At 58.1% G+C, this 18285-nt stretch carries 16 protein-coding genes and 1 riboswitch; of the genes, 1 reads left to right on the forward strand and 15 read right to left on the reverse strand.

Features of this window, described 5'->3' with window-relative positions; all coding sequences use genetic code 11:
* Positions 1-6 precede the first annotated feature (6 nt).
* From RQ935_RS05510 to RQ935_RS05540, 7 genes are all read right to left on the reverse strand, one after another.
* Complete coding sequence (locus RQ935_RS05510) at positions 7-1812, reverse strand: ABC transporter ATP-binding protein (RefSeq protein ID WP_311497516.1); 1806 nt, start codon at positions 1810-1812, stop codon at positions 7-9.
* Positions 1809-3809, reverse strand: coding sequence for an ABC transporter ATP-binding protein (locus RQ935_RS05515; protein ID WP_311497517.1), 2001 nt, complete (start codon positions 3807-3809; stop codon positions 1809-1811). Before RQ935_RS05515 ends, RQ935_RS05510 begins: the two co-directional genes overlap by 4 nt.
* Positions 3810-3818: 9 nt before the next feature.
* The gene (locus RQ935_RS05520; RefSeq protein WP_311497518.1) at positions 3819-4799 is read right to left on the reverse strand and encodes a helix-turn-helix domain-containing protein; all 981 of its coding nucleotides are present in this window, start codon (positions 4797-4799) and stop codon (positions 3819-3821) included.
* Between the two features lie 101 nt (positions 4800-4900).
* Positions 4901-5887: a PPK2 family polyphosphate kinase gene (locus tag RQ935_RS05525; protein WP_311497519.1), complete on the reverse strand. Its 987-nt coding sequence runs from the start codon at positions 5885-5887 to the stop codon at positions 4901-4903.
* 85 nt (positions 5888-5972) lie between these two features.
* Complete coding sequence (locus RQ935_RS05530; RefSeq protein WP_311497520.1) at positions 5973-6734, reverse strand: amino acid ABC transporter ATP-binding protein; 762 nt, start codon at positions 6732-6734, stop codon at positions 5973-5975.
* Positions 6731-7642, reverse strand: coding sequence for an amino acid ABC transporter permease (locus RQ935_RS05535; RefSeq protein WP_311497521.1), 912 nt, complete (start codon positions 7640-7642; stop codon positions 6731-6733). Before RQ935_RS05535 ends, RQ935_RS05530 begins: the two co-directional genes overlap by 4 nt.
* Before the next feature lie 36 nt (positions 7643-7678).
* Positions 7679-8548, reverse strand: coding sequence for a transporter substrate-binding domain-containing protein (locus RQ935_RS05540; protein ID WP_311497522.1), 870 nt, complete (start codon positions 8546-8548; stop codon positions 7679-7681).
* Positions 8549-8645: 97 nt separating this feature from the next.
* Positions 8646-8823, reverse strand: a riboswitch (Lysine riboswitch).
* A 211-nt stretch (positions 8824-9034) separates the two neighbouring features.
* Between RQ935_RS05540 and RQ935_RS05545 the strand changes: the two genes are divergently transcribed.
* On the forward strand, positions 9035-9655 hold the full coding sequence (locus tag RQ935_RS05545) for a cadmium resistance transporter (RefSeq protein WP_308535901.1): 621 nt from the start codon (positions 9035-9037) through the stop codon (positions 9653-9655).
* A 181-nt stretch (positions 9656-9836) separates the two neighbouring features.
* On the opposite strand, the gene RQ935_RS05550 is transcribed toward RQ935_RS05545, so the two are convergent.
* The 8 genes from RQ935_RS05550 to RQ935_RS05585 all read right to left on the reverse strand — a co-directional run bounded on the left by RQ935_RS05550 (position 9837) and on the right by RQ935_RS05585 (position 18281).
* Positions 9837-10553 carry a nitroreductase gene (locus RQ935_RS05550; protein WP_311497523.1) on the reverse strand — a complete coding sequence of 239 codons (717 nt, stop codon included), beginning with the start codon at positions 10551-10553 and terminating at the stop codon, positions 9837-9839.
* A gap of 63 nt (positions 10554-10616) precedes the next feature.
* Positions 10617-11408 carry a glucosamine-6-phosphate deaminase gene (nagB, locus tag RQ935_RS05555; RefSeq protein ID WP_311497524.1) on the reverse strand — a complete coding sequence of 264 codons (792 nt, stop codon included), beginning with the start codon at positions 11406-11408 and terminating at the stop codon, positions 10617-10619.
* Positions 11409-11460: 52 nt separating this feature from the next.
* Positions 11461-12582 (reverse strand): N-acetylglucosamine-6-phosphate deacetylase, encoded by a 1122-nt coding sequence (gene nagA, locus RQ935_RS05560; protein WP_311497525.1) that lies wholly within the window; start codon positions 12580-12582, stop codon positions 11461-11463.
* 99 nt (positions 12583-12681) lie between these two features.
* On the reverse strand, positions 12682-13386 hold the full coding sequence (locus tag RQ935_RS05565; protein WP_298634414.1) for an N-acetylmannosamine-6-phosphate 2-epimerase: 705 nt from the start codon (positions 13384-13386) through the stop codon (positions 12682-12684).
* Between the two features lie 46 nt (positions 13387-13432).
* Positions 13433-14374, reverse strand: a complete 942-nt coding sequence (locus RQ935_RS05570; RefSeq protein WP_298634412.1) for an ROK family protein — start codon at positions 14372-14374, stop codon at positions 13433-13435.
* A 10-nt stretch (positions 14375-14384) separates the two neighbouring features.
* Positions 14385-15296, reverse strand: coding sequence for a dihydrodipicolinate synthase family protein (locus RQ935_RS05575; RefSeq protein ID WP_298634410.1), 912 nt, complete (start codon positions 15294-15296; stop codon positions 14385-14387).
* Positions 15297-15333: 37 nt separating this feature from the next.
* Positions 15334-16188 carry an ABC transporter ATP-binding protein gene (locus RQ935_RS05580; RefSeq protein WP_298634408.1) on the reverse strand — a complete coding sequence of 285 codons (855 nt, stop codon included), beginning with the start codon at positions 16186-16188 and terminating at the stop codon, positions 15334-15336.
* Complete coding sequence (locus RQ935_RS05585) at positions 16185-18281, reverse strand: dipeptide/oligopeptide/nickel ABC transporter permease/ATP-binding protein (RefSeq protein WP_297346504.1); 2097 nt, start codon at positions 18279-18281, stop codon at positions 16185-16187. The genes RQ935_RS05580 and RQ935_RS05585 overlap by 4 nt, the downstream gene beginning before the upstream one ends.
* Positions 18282-18285: the final 4 nt, after the last annotated feature.

Consider the following 18285-nt stretch of genomic DNA (forward strand, 5'->3'; position numbering starts at 1 on the left):
TCGGCTTTAGTCTTGCTGCCAAGACGCCCACAGTGAGGCATATTCACCACCGGCCGCGACGAGTTCATCGTGCGTGCCCAATTCCACGATTCTCCCATCCATCATGACTGCCACTCGGTCAGCATCGTGGGCGGTATAGAGCCGGTGGGCGATGGCGATGACGCTGCGTCCTGCCAACACTCGCGACAGCGACTGTTCCAGCGACCGGGCCGCGGAGGGATCCATCAGCGAAGTTGCCTCATCCAGCACCAACGTGTGGGGGTTCAACAGTACGATTCGCGCCAGGGCGAGCTGCTGTACCTGCGCCGGGTTCAGCTTCATTCCCGCGCCGCCGACTTCCGCATACAGCCCGGTTTTTTCCGTTTCTGCCGGTGATTTCCCCTCCGGACCGGATGCTGCGTTAGGGGTCTGGGTCTCGGTTCGTCCCAAGCCACGAACCCAGTCCACTCCCACCGCGTCGAGCACCGCCCACAGTTCCTCATGACTCGCGTCGGGCCGCGCCAAGCGCAGGTTGGAGGCAATAGTTCCGGTAAACACGTGCTGTTCTTGCGTGACCAAAGCGACTTGCTGGTGCAATTCGCTTTCGGGCAAGTCCACCAGCCGCACTCCCCCGACCGTCACGGACCCACTGGTAGGAGGGTGAATGCCCGCCAGCATCCGCCCAAAAGTGGACTTACCGGCGCCCGTTGGTCCGACAATCGCCAAGGTTTCGCCCGCTCGAAGTTCCAGAGACACCTCGTGCAGCACATTTTGCCCCGCGCGGTAGGCATAGCTAACGTCCCGAGCCACTATCGCGGGGGTACCGGCGGGCGCGTGGGCACTGGCTTCCCGGTCCGGCTCGACTTGTGCGACTCCAAAAATTCGTGCTAGCGAAGTGTAGGCCTCCATCGAAACGTCTACCCAGAACGTTGCTTCCCACACCGGCCCGCGCACCTGATAGGCATAGAGCGCAATCGTGGAAACAGCCCCGACAGTCGAGGCTCCGCTGGGCACCAGCCAGGCACCCAGCAACACGATAACTATCAGGGGAGACAGGGTGGCGCATACAATACCCAGGAACAACCAGGAACGCATCCAGGCGCTGTAGCGCTCCTGACGCCAGATTTCGCGGATAATGACATCGAGCTGGGCAATCCGTTTTCCTGACAGCCCCAGAGCGTCAACCGTGTCCGCCTGATCCAGAGTTTCCGCTACCGAACCGGACAAATCCGCCCAAGACCGAGCTGAGGACCGATAAGCAGGAACCGTCCGCGGCAAATACCACGCCATCAAGGGCCACACCCCTAACGGCCCGATGAGTAGCACGAATGCCAACAGCGGGGAGGTCAGAAATGCCGCCACGAACGTCACCACCAACGTTGTGGTAATCATCAGTATTGCGGCGATACCCTGGCGAATCATGAATTGCAGGCGCTCGATGTCCCGCGTGGTGCGTCCCACCAGGTCCCCGGTACCCGCACTTTCCACAGTCGACAGAGGCAGGTGGATGACAGAGTCGACCAAGCCGTCACGCAGGTGGGCAAAAATCCGCTCGCCCATCACCCGGGCGCGGTATTCCGCCAGGAATGAAAATACCGCCGCCACCGCGACCACTACCAGGGCAATCACTATCTGTTGACCGACCCAGTCGCGGCTGGCGACCCCGGCTTGAATGCGGTCAATCACGCGTCCCAGCAGCCACGGGAGGGTCACTCCCGCCAGGGACGACACCAGCTGCAGCCCCACCACGGCACCGATCGAGCCGCGATAGTCGTGAATCAGGTCTTTGACCCCTCGCACCACCAGTTTTCCGCTGGCCAGAGGCAGTTTCATGACGACTCACCCCCGCTTTGCACCGAGCGGTTGATAATAGCCAGGTACGCCGCGGCTGACGGGTCCCCCGACCGGGCTTTTTCCCGAAGCTCCCGGTGTGAACCGCGGACGATTTCCCGCCCCGCGTCGTCGAGCACAATGACTTCATCACAATGCTCCAACACCAGCACTGACGCCGAGACGATGACGGTGGTTTTCCCGTGTCGCGCTTGTGCCAAACGCTGGGCGACCCGCGATTCCGTATGCGAATCGACCGCTGAAGTCGGCTCAATGGTGACCAGCACCGCCGGATCGGCTGCTACCGCGCGAGCCAGGGCGACACGCTGGCGCTGACCGCCCGAGAGAGTGCGCCCTTTTTCCGCTACCGCCCCGTCCAGGCCGCCATTGACGGATTCCACTACGTCATCAGCATCTGCCACGTGCAGCGCTGCCAACCATTGCGAATCACGCTCATCAACTTCGGGAACGATGAGCGAGTCCTCTTGCCGGGTCGCGTTCTCGATGACGTCGCGCCACACGAGTTCGCGCACCCCCCGTTCGCGAGGTGCCGGCGTATTGGCCCCGCGCACCTGGTCTCGCAAGGTTCCGGCAAACAGCTGCGGGTCGGTATCTGACAGTATGATGGCGCGGCGCACTAGGTCGAGGGGCAGGGTTCTCGCGTCGGTTCCATCAATCAGAAGGGTCGGTTGCGCGCTGTCCTCTTGACGTGCCAGGCGCCGGGCCATCGCGGCGCTGGCGTCAGGATTGGCGCAGACCAGTCCGGTAATCAAGCCCGGTTTCACCGTTACCTCACTGACCGTGTCGGTGAGCTGGGCCAGACCAAAATCCTTTTCCCGCCACCGCGCTTGCGATGAGGCCTCTTGGTGCGGCGCCCCCTCGGCGACTTCCGCCATATCATCACTCACCAGGGAGGTAACGCCTTGAATCCGCGCAAGTTTGCGAATCCCGACCCAAGCTCTGGTGAATTCTTCCAACGACCGGGTGGCGACCACGATGGGGTTGCGAAAAAACTGTGAAAACCCAAAGAACGCAACCAAACTGCCTACTGACAGTTCATCGTGAAAATACAGAATCGCCCCGATACCCACCACCAGGGCAGTAAACAGCATGGGTATGACCGAACGCAGCACGCCCAACAACGCCGCGGGCAGAGCGACTCGAATCCCCGCATCGCGCACGCGAGCCGACTGCCCCTGATAGTGACGTCCGAACACGTCCTCGCCGCCGATGCCGCGCAGGACCCGCAGCCCCGCCACCGCGTCAGCCGAGATTTCCGTGAGTTTGCCCTGCTCTTCCCGGTTCTCGGTTTGCCGCCGCTGCAGTGGTTTACCCAACAGCCCTATCAGCAGCGTGACGATGGGCAACCCGATGAGTACCGTCCAGGCCAAAGGTGGCGAGGTGCGAAACATGATGACCAGAATCATGACGGTAGAGAGAATAGCGCCCACCATTTCGGGAATCCACAGCGCCGCCCGGCCAATCCGATCCACATCTGTCAGCATCGAAGTGACCACGTCACCGGATTCCAGTTCCCGGTTCACCGCACGCCCATCGAAAGCTAACTTCCGACCGGCTACTCGCGCGGGGGTCGCCACCGCAGTCATCTGGACCGCGATTTCAGTGAGTTGTCCCGCCATTTGGGTCAGCGCTACACCGAGGATAACCAGGGTCAGAACCGCCAATCGAACCCAGATTTCCCCGTTCAAACCGTGTTCTAACCCCGCATCCAGCACCATCCCCAGCGCCCACGGAACGCTGACCGACACCGCATAGTTCAGCCCCGTCACCAGGGAACCGAGCGCGAGCACGCCACCCATAGAAACAACGAGTTTTCGGGCATAGCGGTGAGGGTCAACAGGGTAAACGTCAGGTTCGCCCTGGGGGCTGCGCAGCGGCCAGCGCCAAGTGCGCGGGGTTTTCAGCAGAGGTGGCAGTGTGACGTGCTCTTCGGCGGCGCGCCGCTGTAGAAAAACGCGCGCGCGGGCATTATCTTCCACTAATTCCACCTATGCAGTTACTGCGGTGGAGTTACCAGGGTAGGTAATAGAACCCAGAGCATCGAGTATTTTGGGGAAATCCTCACGCAAAGAGGACCAAGCCACGATTGCGTCTATCTCATCGAGGGTCTGCCGGAGCCGACAATGCAGCCCCCACAAGACCGCCCAAGGAATTGCCGGGTTGGCTTCCTTGACGTCGGAATGGACTTTCGCCGCTGATTCAACCAGCACTGCTATGGCGTGGTAAGCGGCGAAACGGGACTGAACCCCCGCCGGAGTCTTTTCCAAGAATGCCTGTGGATCACCGGAGGCGATGCCGCCGCCCACGTCCAAAACCCGGGCCATATCCTCCACCCGCCACCGGGAGGCAGAAACATCGTAGGGGTAAAAAGACTTGGGGAATCCCCACTTTTGGAAATAGGGATACTCTTCAATCTCACGCGGTGAAAAAACATCCCCGCATCGGTATAAATCCACGAGCAGGGGTTTGAACTGCGACTTTTTGTCAGGCTTCGTGACTTCCCGAGGGTACCGATCGACTTTGGCGTTGCCCCACCCCGTGTCCACGGACACGTAGACCGTGGCGCTCAAGGCATTTTCAAGTTCGTTTTGCAAGCCAATCAAATCCAACATTCCCAGCGGATTTGTGGTGCTGACCAGAAAATCTATCGGGGTAAACGCATCATCTTGACCGGTAGAAGCGGGGCCGAACAGGAAAATTTCGTCGTACCCGTGCCGCGAAAAAATCCCGCGCACCACGTGACGCTTCATACTCATCAAAGTGTGTGCCGGTACGCTCAGCGCTTTCGCCAAGGCGGTTTCTTCAGCAACAGAGATGCGCCGCTTGTGGTTTTCAAAAGCACTGATGTGAGACTGGGGAACTCCAGTGATCGCTGCCAGTTCTGCCTGGGTCAACCCCAGCACACCGCGTCGTAGACGCAAAAATGCACCGGGCCGCAAATCGCGTAACGCCATAAATTTCTGTTCCATAGAGAAATTATACTCCGTAAATGTATATAAAGGAATATTGTTTGTCAGTACATCCGGTCTTTCTGAGCCGGGTTGCCTTGCCCGTGGGGGCTGCCTGAAAATCAGCAGTAGCTCTCAGTGGATTTGCCTTCCAGAGCCCGGTTGACGGCTTTGCGGAATTCGTCGGTTTCCTCTTTCACCTGCGGATCGATTCCGTCCAAGCTGGCACTGATTTCTTTGGCAATGCGTGGGGAACAGGTACTTAACAACCGCTCCTTTTCGGTGGCGAAGTCCCACTGCGCCTCCGGCCAGTGCTGATCCAGACTAATCAGAGCCTGAGTCAACAGCTCGGTGGTGACCAAGCGGGTATACCACTTGTGATCTGAGGGAATGACATACCAAGGAGCCCACGGCGTCGAAGTCAGCGTAAACACCGCTTGGTATGCCTCTTGGTAAGCGTCCCAGTCCCGGCGAGTGTCAATGTCACCGGGCTGATACTTCCACCACTTATCACGGCGATCCAGGCGCTGCGCTAAGCGCCGCGCCTGCTCATCGTGAGATACCATCAGCGCCAGCTTGACGATGGTGAAATGCTGGTCTTGCACCAGGTAGCGTTCCCAATCGTTAATGATGTCATAGCGTCCGCCCCAAATTTCCGGAGGCACAATGTTACGCACTCGCTGCACCAACACGTCCTCGTAATGGGAGCGATCAAACACGCCAATCTTGCCGAAATGGGGCAGCTGTCGTTCGATACGGCACAAGAAGTGTTCACTGAGTTCCTGCTCGGTGGGCTTGCCAAAAGACGCGAGCTGAACGCCCTGGGGATCCACCATCCCCATCACGTGGCGCGAGATGCCGCCTTTTCCCGCGGTATCGAGCCCCTGAACCACCAGCAATATACGCCGATCATCGCCCATCTTAGAGCAAGCGAAATAGCGTTCCTGCAGTTCCGAAAGCAGTCGACGCCGGCCATCCTGAAATCCTCGGGCAGCGGCTTTACCAGCGGTCCACCCCGGGGTAGCGCCGGGATCGAAGTCTTTTAACTGAAACCCTTCCTGAACCCGCAGTGCCTCATCCGGCAGTATTTTCCACTTATTTTTGGCCATTTTTACTCCTTGAAATATTGGTAAAACCACTGAAAACGAATGCTAAATCCCCGACACTCCGAAGTTTATCCGAAACAGCAGCCTTTTACAGGTATCTCGCCAGAAAATCACGGGTGCGTTCACGTTGAGGGTTCCCGAACAGCTGCTCGGGCGGCCCTTGCTCCGCAATGACCCCATCTGCCATAAACACCACATTCTTGCTGACCGTGCGGGCGAAAGCCATCTCGTGGGTCACCACCAGCATCGTCATGCCTTCCTGGGCCAGCTTCTTAATGACCTCGATGACTTCCCCGACCATTTCCGGATCCAACGCCGAGGTCGGTTCGTCGAACAACAGGACTTCCGGATCCATCGCCAGAGCGCGGGAAATGGCCACCCGCTGCTTTTGCCCGCCGGACAACTGCCGCGGTTTCGCGTTCAAGAACGGGCTCATTCCGACTTTATCCAGATACTGCAGCGCTTTCTCATGCGATTCCTCGCGAGACCGACCCAGGACTTTCATCTGGCCAATCATGCAGTTCTTCAGCACCGTCATATTGTTGAACAGGTTGAACGATTGAAACACCATCCCCACTTTGGACCGATATTTCGCCTTTTTCATGGAATGGTCCAGGATGTTTGTCCCGTGGTAGAGGATTTCACCCGAGGTAGGGGTTTCCAACAAATTGATGCAACGCAGCAAAGTCGATTTCCCGGAGCCGGACGCCCCGATGATGGACGCCACGTCCCCCGGTCGCACCGAAAAATCGATGTCTTTCAGCACCTCGTGAGTGCCGAAAGACTTCGAGAGGTGACGTACCGTGATGATTTCGTCGCTGGTGCTCGCTGAGGTGTTCGGTTCGCTCATGAGTTTTGTCCTCCCTCGGTGCGTGCCGGTTTTTCTGGCGCCGGTTTCCCGGCGGGCTTTGCCGGTCGCGCTGGATGCTTAGCGGGGTCGGGGAATGTGTAGTTTCCGGCGGCCATCACAAGTTGATCTTCATTCATCAACTCGTAATCGCTCTGTTCTTCGCCCGCCGCACCGGGCAACAGTTCGTAGGCATCGTCTCCGTCAATCTTCTTTTCCAGTTTGCGCAACAGGAAAGAGGACAGCAGAGTCAACGTCAAATACCCCACCATCTCGATGGTCGCGGAGGGGAAGTACTTGAAAACGGCACCCGACACCATCTTGTGAACTGAGAAGAACTCCGAAAAACCGATGATGAACATGACCGAAGTATCTTTGATGTTGATGATGAAGTTGTTGCCGATTTGCGGCAGCAGGTTGCGCAAAGCCTGAGGCAAGATGACATAGAGCATGGTCTGGAAGTGGGTCATGCCAATCGCCCTGGCTCCCTCGGTTTGCCCCGGATCGACGCTGATGATGCCCCCGCGCACGGATTCGGCGATGTAAGCACCGGTGTTGATGGAGACAACGAAAATCGATACTCCCCACATGGACTGGAACTGCAACGCATTATTCGTGAAGTAGGGCAGGCCGTAATAAATGAATACGGCCTGCAAAATCATCGGAGTGCCGCGGAAAACTTCCACATAGATCCGAATGATGGCCCGGATAATCGCCAGAATAATCCGCTTGGGCAGGGGATCGGTTGGAGGATGAGGGATTGTGTTCAAGATTCCGCAGGCAAAACCGATCACACAGCCCAGCAAGGTGGCGACAGTGGCGAGGACCACCGTGTTGACGATACCTGTCAAATACACGCCACCGTACTTGTTCAGCAGCGTTACGATGTCCTGCCACAGTGTCCACAACATTTTTCTCTCCTGACGTGTTCCAGTGCGGTTAGCGGATTAATCCTCTTGGGGCTGAATCTTTACCGCATCTGCCATCATGGCATCGAAGTCTTTGGCGGTCTTGCCGGACAGGGCCTTGTTGATGGCGTTCTTCAGAGCGGTGTTGCCTTTCTTAATGGACACACCGATGTTAATGTCCTCGTCCGAAACTTGGAAGTCATCGCCGTCGTCGGGGAAGTCCAAAATCTTCATGTCCGGGTAAGCAACCATAGCTCCTTGACCGGTGGGCATATCGGTAACCACGTAATCAACCTTGCCGGTTTCCAAAGCCACCAGCATCGCCGGTGCGGATTCGGCGGGAGCCTGCCGTTGGGCACCCTTAATTTGCGGAATCAAGGTGTCGTACCAAACGGTGCCGGTTTGGCTGGTGGTCCGGCCTCCCGCCAGGTCAGCCAAGCCTTTCGCATTGGCGAACTTAGAATCAGCCTTGGTCAGCACAATGATGCGGGCGTAGAGGTACGGTCCGGCAAAGTCCACGGTTTCCTCACGTTCCTTGGTCATGGACTGACCCGCAATCGCGGCATCGATTTCCCCGGACTGTACCGCCGGAATCAGGGAATCCCACTCCAGCTGCTTAATTTCGAGCTTCCAGCCGTTGGCATCCGCAATCTGTTTGGCGGTCATCACATCGTAGCCATTAGCGTACAAGGCAGAATCTTTGATGGGTACCGCATCATTAGATTTATCGGGCTGCGCCCAGTTGTAGGGAGCGTAGGCAGCTTCCATACCAACGGTGAAAACACCGTCCTCCAGGCCAGGAATCGCCCCGCCTTCACCAGCTGCGTTATCAGCCGCGGAACCTGCCCCGCACGCGGCGAGGGAAAAAGCCGCAGCTAGTAGGGCCGCACCACTCAGTATCTTGTTCATCATTAGTCCTTTCAATCGTTGCAAACAACTTTCGAAAGCTCGAACATGGCACCAAAAAAGGGGTCATGCTCCATGACCCCATACCTTTGCGCGTATGCGTCATGACAGCTCTCCGCAGTAGCGACAGTCGAACGGATATTTTCCGCTCGCCCGGACGTTTCCCCTTGGGAGTGGTTCACATCCTCGGCAGCCTCCCCTTTCACTTCCGGGCCTCCCGAAGGGATTTCCCTGCCCTGATGGAAGCTAATGATGTCGGCTGCGCCTCCGTCATGCTTTTATTGCTTTCCAGTCTAGGGCTCCGGGGCAAAAGGTGCAAAAAAGTTAGTAAAATTCGAAGTTCCGCTACCGTTAGCGTCTCTCTCAGGCTCGATTGAGCGGTTCGGCGTCCTCGGCCTATGCACAAGTTCGGTGCGGCCGGTCGCCGGTAGGTTACTGCGGGGTGATGTTGACTTTATCGGTTGAACACCTTTCGGTGATAATTGACACGTGAACGCTTCCCTGATTCTTTCCACTCTCGCCCAAGCGTTGGTGCTCTTTGCGGTCACTAACATCGACCACTTGATGCTGCTGACCTTATGGTTTGTCCACGGTCACCAGCGCCCCGGCACAACGTTGCGTATCTGCGCAGGTCAATACCTCGGTTTCAGCGCTATTTTGGCAGCCACCGTGATCCTGAATCTGATTTCCGGTTTCGTCATTCCCGAAGCTCAGTTGCATCTGTTGGGTCTGATACCGCTGATTCTGGGAGTGAAAGCTGGCATTGGGGAAATTTTGGAACGCCGGGAGTCAAACGATTCCAGGGACGCACAGTCAGCCGAATCAAAGCTGGAAGGCAAACCCGTCAGTGTTGGCGCGGTCGCCCTGGTCACCATCGCGAACGGAGGCGACGAAATCGGTGTTTATCTGCCGGTTTTTGCCTTGTCGGCCTGGTGGCAAGTCGCTATGTTCTGCGCGGTGTTTCTGGTGCTGGCGGGTGCGCTGTTGGCTCTGGCGTGGTTCATTACCGGACGTTTAGGGCTCGCGGAGGTTCTGGAACGATTCGAGGCGGTGCTCTTTCCGAGTGTGCTTATCCTGCTCGGGGTGCTCATCCTCGCCGGATGGCTCTAGGCGGCGCACGTTTATCCGGCCAGCTTTGTGTCCCCAGCGCAAACCACTACCAGCACCTCTTTTATCCGCAGAGATGCGGAAGCAAATGTTTCTGCCGCTGGACAATGCCATAAAAATTGAAAAGGGGCAAACGAATCGATGGCGCCAACTGATAGTGGAATCGTGTGGCAGCTTGACTTCATCATCCGTCGCGCGGCTCGGCAAGGGTAAGCGGCGGGTGCTCGGCGCGATACTCGTTTATCTGAGCATTCGGGTCGGGATAACCCAGGGCCAGCCCGGTGATTAGCCCGTAGTCTTTGGGGATACGAAACTCCGCCTCCACGGGCGTCCGCCAGGTCGCGAGCGTTCCAATCGCAACGGTCCCGAGCCCCCGATTCGCGGCCGCCAGCATGAGGGTGGACAGCATCAGCCCGGCATCCTGGGCGGAAAAGGGCAGCAGCGAGCGGTGGACGAACACGAAAATCCCCACCGGAGCCTGGAACAATTCCAGATTTTGGCGCACCTGCTGGGCCCGCCCGGGTTCGTCCCCGCGCCCAATCCCCAGGTGTGCATAGTAGCGTTTCCCGTTTGCTACCTGGCGTTTTCGCAGTTCAGGAGGGTATTTTCCCCAGGTTTTAAAGTCGGCTTTGGGTAGCTTGCCCTCCCGTAGCGCCCGCAGGAAAGCACCGGGCCGCCCGCGCAGCATCCCGGACACGGTTTCGGCATGGCTGGCATAGTCCGCCCGGATTCGCTCCAAGCGTTCCCCCGTGGCTACTGCCAGCACGTATCCGCGAGTGTTGGACCACGAGGCGCAGTGGCGCGCGTCATCCAAGACGGCTTGTAAAACCTCCGGTTCAACGGGCTTATCAAGGTAAGCCCGCACACTGTAGCGAGCCTGCAACAGTTCAGAAAATTCCATGCGTTTTAGTCTAATGGAATTCCTGGCCAGCTCCACGGGGAGGCTGCATCCGCAGATGCTGGGCTATAACCCCAGCCACGCCCCTTGGGGACGATTGGCATAAATCTCACGATAGAAATCCAGGCGCTCGAGCTTCCCAGCGGCTGCCTCGTCCAGCAGGACCTTAACATTGTTGTGCAGCTGCAAAGCCGAACCGGTGCAAGAGATAGAAACGGGACCCTCCACCATGTCCCGAACCGCGTCAGCCTTGTTAGAGCCAGTAGCGATGAGCAGGATTTTTCGCGCCCGCAAGATGGTGCCCACCCCTTGCGTGAGCGCGTGCCGAGGCACCTTATCAATGTCTCCGTCAAAGAATCGGGCGTTGTCGCGGCGGGTTTGGGCGGTCAGCACCGCGGGGTGTGTCAAGGAATGCAGGGAAGTACCAGGTTCGTTGAACGCAATATGTCCATCCGCTCCTATACCCAAAATCTGTATATCAATTCCGCCGGCATCAACAATGGCCTGTTCGTAGCGCTGACACTCCGCTAACAGGTCGGCGGTCAGGCCATCTTCCCCATATACCGCATTCGGGTCTATATCCGTGATATCGGCAAACTCACGACGAATAAAGTTGTGATAAGCCTCGGGATGATCCTGAGGCAGTCCCACATACTCATCGAGCTGGAAAGCCTGGGCGCGGCTTAGAGACAGACTCCCGGACTTAACCCGGCGTGAAAGTTCTTGATAAATTGGCAGCGGGCTGGACCCCGTCGCCACCCCTAGCACGGCAGCGGGATTGTCCGCGTAGACCTCACAGATGGCCTCAGCGGCGACCAGCGCCAATTCTTGTGCCGTTGGTTTAATAATGATTTCCATGATGAATACCTTCCGTTGTTTTCGATTGTCCGGCTAAGCTCCGAGTCGTACCTCACCGCACCTGCTGACCGCGGCGAAACACGTGTTGCACCTGTAGGGCGCTCGACTCAACTACCAAGTCCGCGTACGTCCCCGGCGACAACACCCCGATATCTGTTCTGCCCAACACAGCCGCAGGTCGAGCCGTAGCAGCGTGAATCGCCAACCAAATATCAACTCCTGCGGTATAAGTTGCAAAACGTATCGCCCGGGACAAGGTTAGGGTGGAGCCGGCAATGGATCCGTTAGATTTCAAACGTGCCACCGCGTCACGAACCTCGACCTCGAGGGGCCCCAACAGGTAATCTCCGTCCGGCGAGCCCGCGGCCGCCATCGCATCAGTAACCAAGACTGTGTCCCGCCCTTTGGCATCAAACACGAACTTCACGGTGGCGGGGTGGGAATGTACGCCGTCAGCGATGATTTCTACCGGCAATCCCGGCGTTTCCAAGGCGGCCACAATCGGCCCAGGCTGGCGATGATGGATCGGTTTCATCGCGTTGAACAGGTGAGTAACGTTCTGCGCCCCGTTGGCCAGAGCAGCTTTCATCGTGTCGTAGTCGGCGTTCATATGTCCTGGAGCGGCAATGATTCCCCGTGACACCAGCCAGCGCACGGCCTCCAATCCGCCGCGACGTTCAATAGCGAGGGTCACCATTTTAACCGGACCAGCCTGGCACAAGCGTTGGACCTCGTCCAGAGCCGGGTCGCGCAGCAGCTTGGAGTCATGGGCTCCCTTGTATTCCTCTGCCATCCACGGACCCTCCAAGTGGACGCCCAAAATTTCGCCGGCGTCATAGAGCGGCGCTAAATCCTGAATCTGGGATTCTAGGTGGTCCAAAGTGTCCGTGACCAGGCTGGCCATAATGGAAGTCGTGCCCTCGTTACGGTGGGTGGCGATGACGGTACAGGCCGCCTCAGCCCCGTTAGTGAAAGCCTCTCCCCCGCCGCCGTGAGAATGAATGTCAACGAATCCGGGGGCGAGGATAGTTGCTCCAAAATCCACGTCCGCCCGGACTTGTGCGGCCGCCGGCCCGCTGAAAACCTCAGCGATACGGTCGTTTTCCACCCGCACTGCCCCGGGTCCTAGGACCTGGTTACCATCAAATAACGTGTCTGCGCGATAGATTGTCATGTTGTTCCGGTTTCCTCTCAGTTTGTCCGCAAGTATTGTGAGCCGTATGTTCCTGCACCAGCAGCCTTCCTCGTGAATGGAGACAGGCAGCCCCCGCAGCTAGGCTTTCGGCAGTTTGTCTACATACCATTCAGTGAGACGCCACGGGTGAGTGATGGCGGTGCCTACGCACGCCGCATGAATCGGGTATTGGTAAACCTCAGCGAGGTCTTGGGGGCTGTGAATCCGGCCTTCCACCACGATTGGGGCGTGGACTGCCTGGCAGACTGCCGCAATAAAATCGAAGTCGGGTCCCGCAGTCGCGGCGCGGGCATGTTGGTATCCGGGGGTGTAGCCGGACAGGGTGGTGCCGATGAAGTCCGCTCCGGCCTGTTCGGCTGCTTTCGCATCTTCAAGGGACGCGCAGTCAGCCATGATTGCCACCCCGGGAAATTCCTCGTGCATCGCGCTCACCGCATCTGCGAACGTCTCACCTTCCCCCCGTTCACGCAAAGTGGCATCGATAGCGATGACATCCGCGCCGTTTAGGGCACAGGCACGCGCGTGAGCAATCGAGGGCGTTATGTAAACCCCCTCGTGACCAAACTTAATGAGTCCAATCAGGGGAACTTCCACCGCCTGACGGCACGCCACAATATCCGCTATCCCCTGGACACGGACCGCGGCGGCTCCTCCGGCCACAACTGACTGTGCCACCGCGGCGGTGATGTCAGACCGCCGCATCGGCTCTCCCGGATATGCTTGACAGCTGACGATAAGCCGTCCCTTAATGGCGTCAATCACCGCTTGCCGTTGTGTATTCATCTGTTTCCCCTTCCGTAGTCGGTGCACAGTCTCGCGCCGGGTTCGTTCAACCCTCCACCCGGTTCCAAATCTTTTTCGCGGCCCCCACCAGGGCAGCCGCATTACCCAAAGTCGCTTTCACCAGCGGCACGTCACGAAGAATATTCACCAACTGGTCCTGATAAGCCGCCCGGAGAGATTTCCACCAGATGTCCGTGCTGTTAGCCAAGCCTCCCCCGACAATCATGACTTCCGGGTCAACCGTATTGACGATAGATCCGAGAGCACGCCCGGTTTCCGCGGCCACTTCCGTATAAATGCGCGCAGCCAGCGCATCCCCTGACAGAGCTCGTTTTTCCAGTTCACGAGCACCGCCGACAGTAGGGTCCCCGCCGTTTTCCAAGTACCAGGCATATAACCCCGGTCCCGATGCCACGGTTTCCAGATGCGGCACGCCGCGTCCACACGTGCAGGCCCGTTTGGTAGGCAGCAAAGTTGGTAGGTGCCCGAAATCACCGGCGGTCCCATGCGGACCGACCAGAATTTCCCCGTTAATCATGAGGGCTCCGCCAATACCGGTACCCAGGGCCATCATGGCAACGTAGTTTTTCCCGGCTCCCGCACCTTTCCAGGCTTCTCCACGCAGATGAGCATTAACATCGTTTTCCAAAGTGACGGGCAGATTCACCGCTGATTCCACCAGCGATACGACCTCGGTACCGGCCCAGCCCCGAATCGCATCGGTGGAGGCAATAATCCGCTGCCCCGCCAGGTCTACTACCCCGGCTGATCCAATCCCGACACCCAAAATCCGGTCGATACCGTCCTTGTGAGCCTGCGAGCGGACCTCACCCACCAAGGCGTTAATCGCTCCGACCACGGCCGCACCGCCCTCGTGAGCGGGCGTGTCCACCCGGCAAGGAAGGCTCAGATTGCCGTCCCGATCCGCCAGGGCGGCAGCAATTTTCGTGCCGCCGAGGTCTATGGCGATGACGTAATCCGTGGTCATAGCCGGGTTCCTACAACAATCCAACTTTTTGCAGGACGCCGCGCACGTGCTCTACGTTCTCTCCGCTCAAAGCCGCCACGGGACGAGGCATCTCATTAGACTCGAATACCCCCAGCAGCTGCAAGGCAGTCTTAAACGCACCGATTCCGGCACCGAAGCCCTGCACGTCTTTGACCTGGACAATCGTCATCAAATCTGCCAGCCGGTCCTGTTCCTTGCGGACAGTCTCCCAGTCCTTAGCGAGGGCGGCCTTCCACTGGCGCACGTAGCCGTCCGGATCGACGTTGCCCAAGCCGGGCACACAGCCGTCCGCACCGGACAGATACGCCCCGTCCACCACGACCTCGTGACCGGTAAGTAGTTGCAGCGGGTGTCCCGCCTCGGCGTTCAACCGAGAGAGGAAACGGAAGCCGACATCGTCGCCGGAAGAATCCTTGACCCCGCTGAGGACCCCGGCTTTACCCAGGTCCATCACCAGGTCATTGGGCAGCTTCCAGTGGACACATACGGGAATGTCGTATGCCCAAATGGGCAGGTCCGTACTTTCTCGCAAGATTTCGAAGTGCCGCCGAATCTCCCGCACCCCTTGCAGGGCATAGAACGGGGCGGTAGCGACCACTGCATCGACCCCAATGTCTTCGGCTTGGCGAATGTGCTCCAAGACCCGTTCCGTCTCCGTGCTGATAACCCCCGCCATAATGGGGACTCTACCAGCCACGATACGTTTGGATTCAGAGAGGATTTGCCCGCGGCGTTCATCCGTGGAAAACGCCACTTCTCCCGATGATCCCAGTACAAACAAGCCATCGATACCGGCTGCAACCAGGCGGTTAATGTGCCGTTCCAGCGAAGGCACATCGAGTTCGCCACCCTTTAACGGGATGGTTAGGGGCGGGACGATGCCGCTAATTTTTTTAGACATACCTCATTCTCCTCTGTTTTGGTCCGGCTGCCAGTGCTTAATCCAACTGCGGATGCAGCAGGGATGGCGCGGCCCCCAAGAGCTTGCGAGTATAGGGGTCCGATGGGTGGTTCAGAAGGGTGTCTGCGTCGCCTTCCTCAACCACCTTGCCCGCGTTCATCACGGCGATGCGATCCGAAATGTAGCGCACAGTCTGAATGTCGTGCGAAATAAACACCATCGCTAACCCCAGTTCTTTCTTAAGGTCAGACAGCAAGTTCAGAATCTGGGCGCGCACGGAAACATCAAGAGCGGACGTGGGTTCGTCAGCGATGATGGCTTTCGGGTGCAGGGACAGGGCACGGGCGATAGCCACACGCTGCCGCTGCCCCCCGGAAAGCTGACCGGGCAGGGCGTTGAGAGCTGACAGCGGCAAACCCACCAGCCCCAGCAATTCCCGCACCCGTTTGTCCCGAGTTTCTTCGGTGCCAATCTTATGGACACGCAGCGGATCAGCTAACTGATCCTGCACTGTCATTCGCGGATTCAAGGCGGTTGCGGGATCTTGGAACACCACGGACACGACGGAACCAATGTGGCGCCGATGAGCGGCGCTACGCTTGGTAACGTCCTTGCCCATAAAGAAAACCTGGCCCTTCGTCGCCACCTGCAGCCCGCACATGACGTTGGCGGTAGTGGATTTACCGCAACCGGATTCGCCGACAATACCCAGCACCTTGCCGGGCATAATCTTCATGTCCACTCCCTGCACCGCGTGGACGTGGTTGGGACGGAAGAGTGAACCGGTCCGGGCTTTGAACGTCACTTCAACGTTTTTCAGTTCGATGATGGGGGTGTCCGGGTCAGAAATCAGGCTCTGAGCATCTGTTTCAGCAGGTAAAGCCTCACTCATGATTGTTCCTCCTTTCCATTCGGAACATATCGGGGTGCACGCTGATAGACCCCTTCCTTATTGGGAAGGGCGGCATAGACGTGCTCGGGACCGACCAACTCGAACTCCAGCGGGATGTCCGCGCCGTAGTCGGGGTGCGAGGAACGTGGCGCGAACCGGTCGCCCACCGTAAAGTCCTGCGGGGAAGGAACGGTCCCCGGAACCTGGTGCAGACGTCCTGAACCGGATTCGATAGAGAGCACCGCACCCAACAGGCCGCGAGTGTACTCGTGAGTCGGATTCTCCAGCAGCTCGACGGTCGGAGCCTGTTCCACCACCTGACCGGCGTACATGACGGTAATCTTGTGGGCGACTTCGGCCACCAAAGCCAAATCGTGGGACACGAAAATCATGGCGAATCCCAGTTTGTCTCGCAGTTCATTCAGCAGGGAAATGACTTGCTTTTGCACAGTCACGTCCAGTGCCGTGGTGGGCTCGTCCGCGATAACCAGCTGCGGGTCACGAGTCAGAGCCATCGCAATGAGTACGCGCTGGCGTTGCCCACCGGAAAGTTCGTGGGGGTAGGAATCCAAAGTTCGTTTCGGATCCAATCCCACCAATTCCAACAGTTCCTCGGCGCTGCGGGTGCCGCCGCGCTTGGTCAGCTGCTTCATTTGTGACCGGATGAGCATCGCCGGGTTCAACGAGGACAGGGCATCTTGGTAAATCATGGCCATTTCGTGACCCAGCAGGGCGTGACGTTCCTTCCGTGTCATCTTAAACAGGTCTTTGCCCTGGTAGAACGCTTCGCCGGAGATTTCTGCCCGCGGGTCAATGAGGCCCATAATCGTCAGGGCGGTAATCGACTTGCCACAGCCGGATTCTCCGACCAGACCCATCGTTTCTCCCGGCCGTACGGCGAAAGATACGTGGTCGACCACGTTCACGTCGCCGTGGCGCGGGAACTTTATGCACAAATCTTTCACTTCCAGCAGCGGTTCACCGGTGAAGTCGTCCTGCATGCGGTCTTGGCGCTTTTGTTCGACTTCGCGCAGCGCATCGAGGCGGGCACGCAATGATTCGGCCTGTTCTTGGTAAGCGCGACGTGGGTCGAGCAACAGGGCGTCGGCTTCGCGGTCGGCGGTGTTTTGTTCGACCTTTACCGGAGCTGAAGCCGGGGCTGCCACCATTGCGTCCGTGATGCCTTCTGAGAGAATGTTCAAGCACAGCACGGTAATCATGATGAGCAAGCCGGGGAACAGCGCTGTCCACCAGGCGCCATGGTTGATGGAGCCGTTCGTGGAGGCATCAGACAAGACGTTACCCCAGGTGGGAACCAAGCTAGACTTCAGGCCGGTGCCGATGAAGGTCAGGGAGGCTTCTAGGATGATAGCGTCTGCCACCAGCACCGTGGCAAAAACCAGGACCGGAGCCGCGGTGTTGCGCACCACGTGCTTTGTCAAGATCCAGGGAGCTCTAGCGCCGGAAACAATCACAGCCCGCACGTAATCTTCACCGTAAGCGGACATGACATTAGCACGCACAATTCGAGCTAGCTGTGGAATATAAACGAAAGCAATTGCGATAATGATGACCGTAACCAAGCCGACTCTATTGCCGGGAGGAAATATCCCGCTAAAGACCAGAACCATAACCGCCGCCATAGCGATGCCGGGAACAGCCATGATGATGTCCATGATGCGCATGATGACTTCCGAAATCCATTTGCGAACCACGGCCGCAACCGAACCGATAATGGATCCGATGACCAGGGCGATAAAGGTCGCAGACAAGCCGATAATCATGGAGTATTTCCCGCCCAACAGCAGCCGGGACAATACATCACGTCCCGCCGAATCGGTGCCGAACAGGTGAATCATACTGGGAGCTGATTCCTTGCTGCGCGTCGCCTTCACCGCCGCCGCCATCGCGTCGGTATCGACGAAACTGGCGGAGTAGGGAGCCAACAACGGAGCCAAGGCCGAGATAAGCGCCAGTACCAGCAGCACAATGACAGCAATCCGGGCACTGACCGACATGTTGTTCCAACGCCGGAAACGAATCTTTTTCCCTGATTCGACCGCGGTAACAAGTTTCTTTGTTTGACTCGTCATAGCA

It is taken from the genome of uncultured Mobiluncus sp. (assembly GCF_963511525.1).
GTDB lineage: Bacteria > Actinomycetota > Actinomycetes > Actinomycetales > Actinomycetaceae > Mobiluncus.

What these genes read in the sequence shown, in the direction of transcription:
- RQ935_RS05510 (WP_311497516.1), bottom strand. Translation starts at nt 1,812, where the DNA reads ATGAAACTGCCTCTGGCCAGCGGAAAACTGGTGGTGCGAGGGGTCAAA.
- RQ935_RS05520 (WP_311497518.1), bottom strand. Translation starts at nt 4,799, where the DNA reads ATGGAACAGAAATTTATGGCGTTACGCGATTTGCGGCCCGGTGCATTT.
- RQ935_RS05525 (WP_311497519.1), bottom strand. Translation starts at nt 5,887, where the DNA reads ATGGCCAAAAATAAGTGGAAAATACTGCCGGATGAGGCACTGCGGGTT.
- RQ935_RS05530 (WP_311497520.1), bottom strand. Translation starts at nt 6,734, where the DNA reads ATGAGCGAACCGAACACCTCAGCGAGCACCAGCGACGAAATCATCACG.
- RQ935_RS05535 (WP_311497521.1), bottom strand. Translation starts at nt 7,642, where the DNA reads ATGTTGTGGACACTGTGGCAGGACATCGTAACGCTGCTGAACAAGTAC.
- RQ935_RS05540 (WP_311497522.1), bottom strand. Translation starts at nt 8,548, where the DNA reads ATGAACAAGATACTGAGTGGTGCGGCCCTACTAGCTGCGGCTTTTTCC.
- RQ935_RS05550 (WP_311497523.1), bottom strand. Translation starts at nt 10,553, where the DNA reads ATGGAATTTTCTGAACTGTTGCAGGCTCGCTACAGTGTGCGGGCTTAC.
- nagB (WP_311497524.1), bottom strand. Translation starts at nt 11,408, where the DNA reads ATGGAAATCATTATTAAACCAACGGCACAAGAATTGGCGCTGGTCGCC.
- nagA (WP_311497525.1), bottom strand. Translation starts at nt 12,582, where the DNA reads ATGACAATCTATCGCGCAGACACGTTATTTGATGGTAACCAGGTCCTA.
- RQ935_RS05565 (WP_298634414.1), bottom strand. Translation starts at nt 13,386, where the DNA reads ATGAATACACAACGGCAAGCGGTGATTGACGCCATTAAGGGACGGCTT.
- RQ935_RS05570 (WP_298634412.1), bottom strand. Translation starts at nt 14,374, where the DNA reads ATGACCACGGATTACGTCATCGCCATAGACCTCGGCGGCACGAAAATT.
- RQ935_RS05575 (WP_298634410.1), bottom strand. Translation starts at nt 15,296, where the DNA reads ATGTCTAAAAAAATTAGCGGCATCGTCCCGCCCCTAACCATCCCGTTA.
- RQ935_RS05580 (WP_298634408.1), bottom strand. Translation starts at nt 16,188, where the DNA reads ATGAGTGAGGCTTTACCTGCTGAAACAGATGCTCAGAGCCTGATTTCT.
- RQ935_RS05585 (WP_297346504.1), bottom strand. Translation starts at nt 18,281, where the DNA reads ATGACGAGTCAAACAAAGAAACTTGTTACCGCGGTCGAATCAGGGAAA.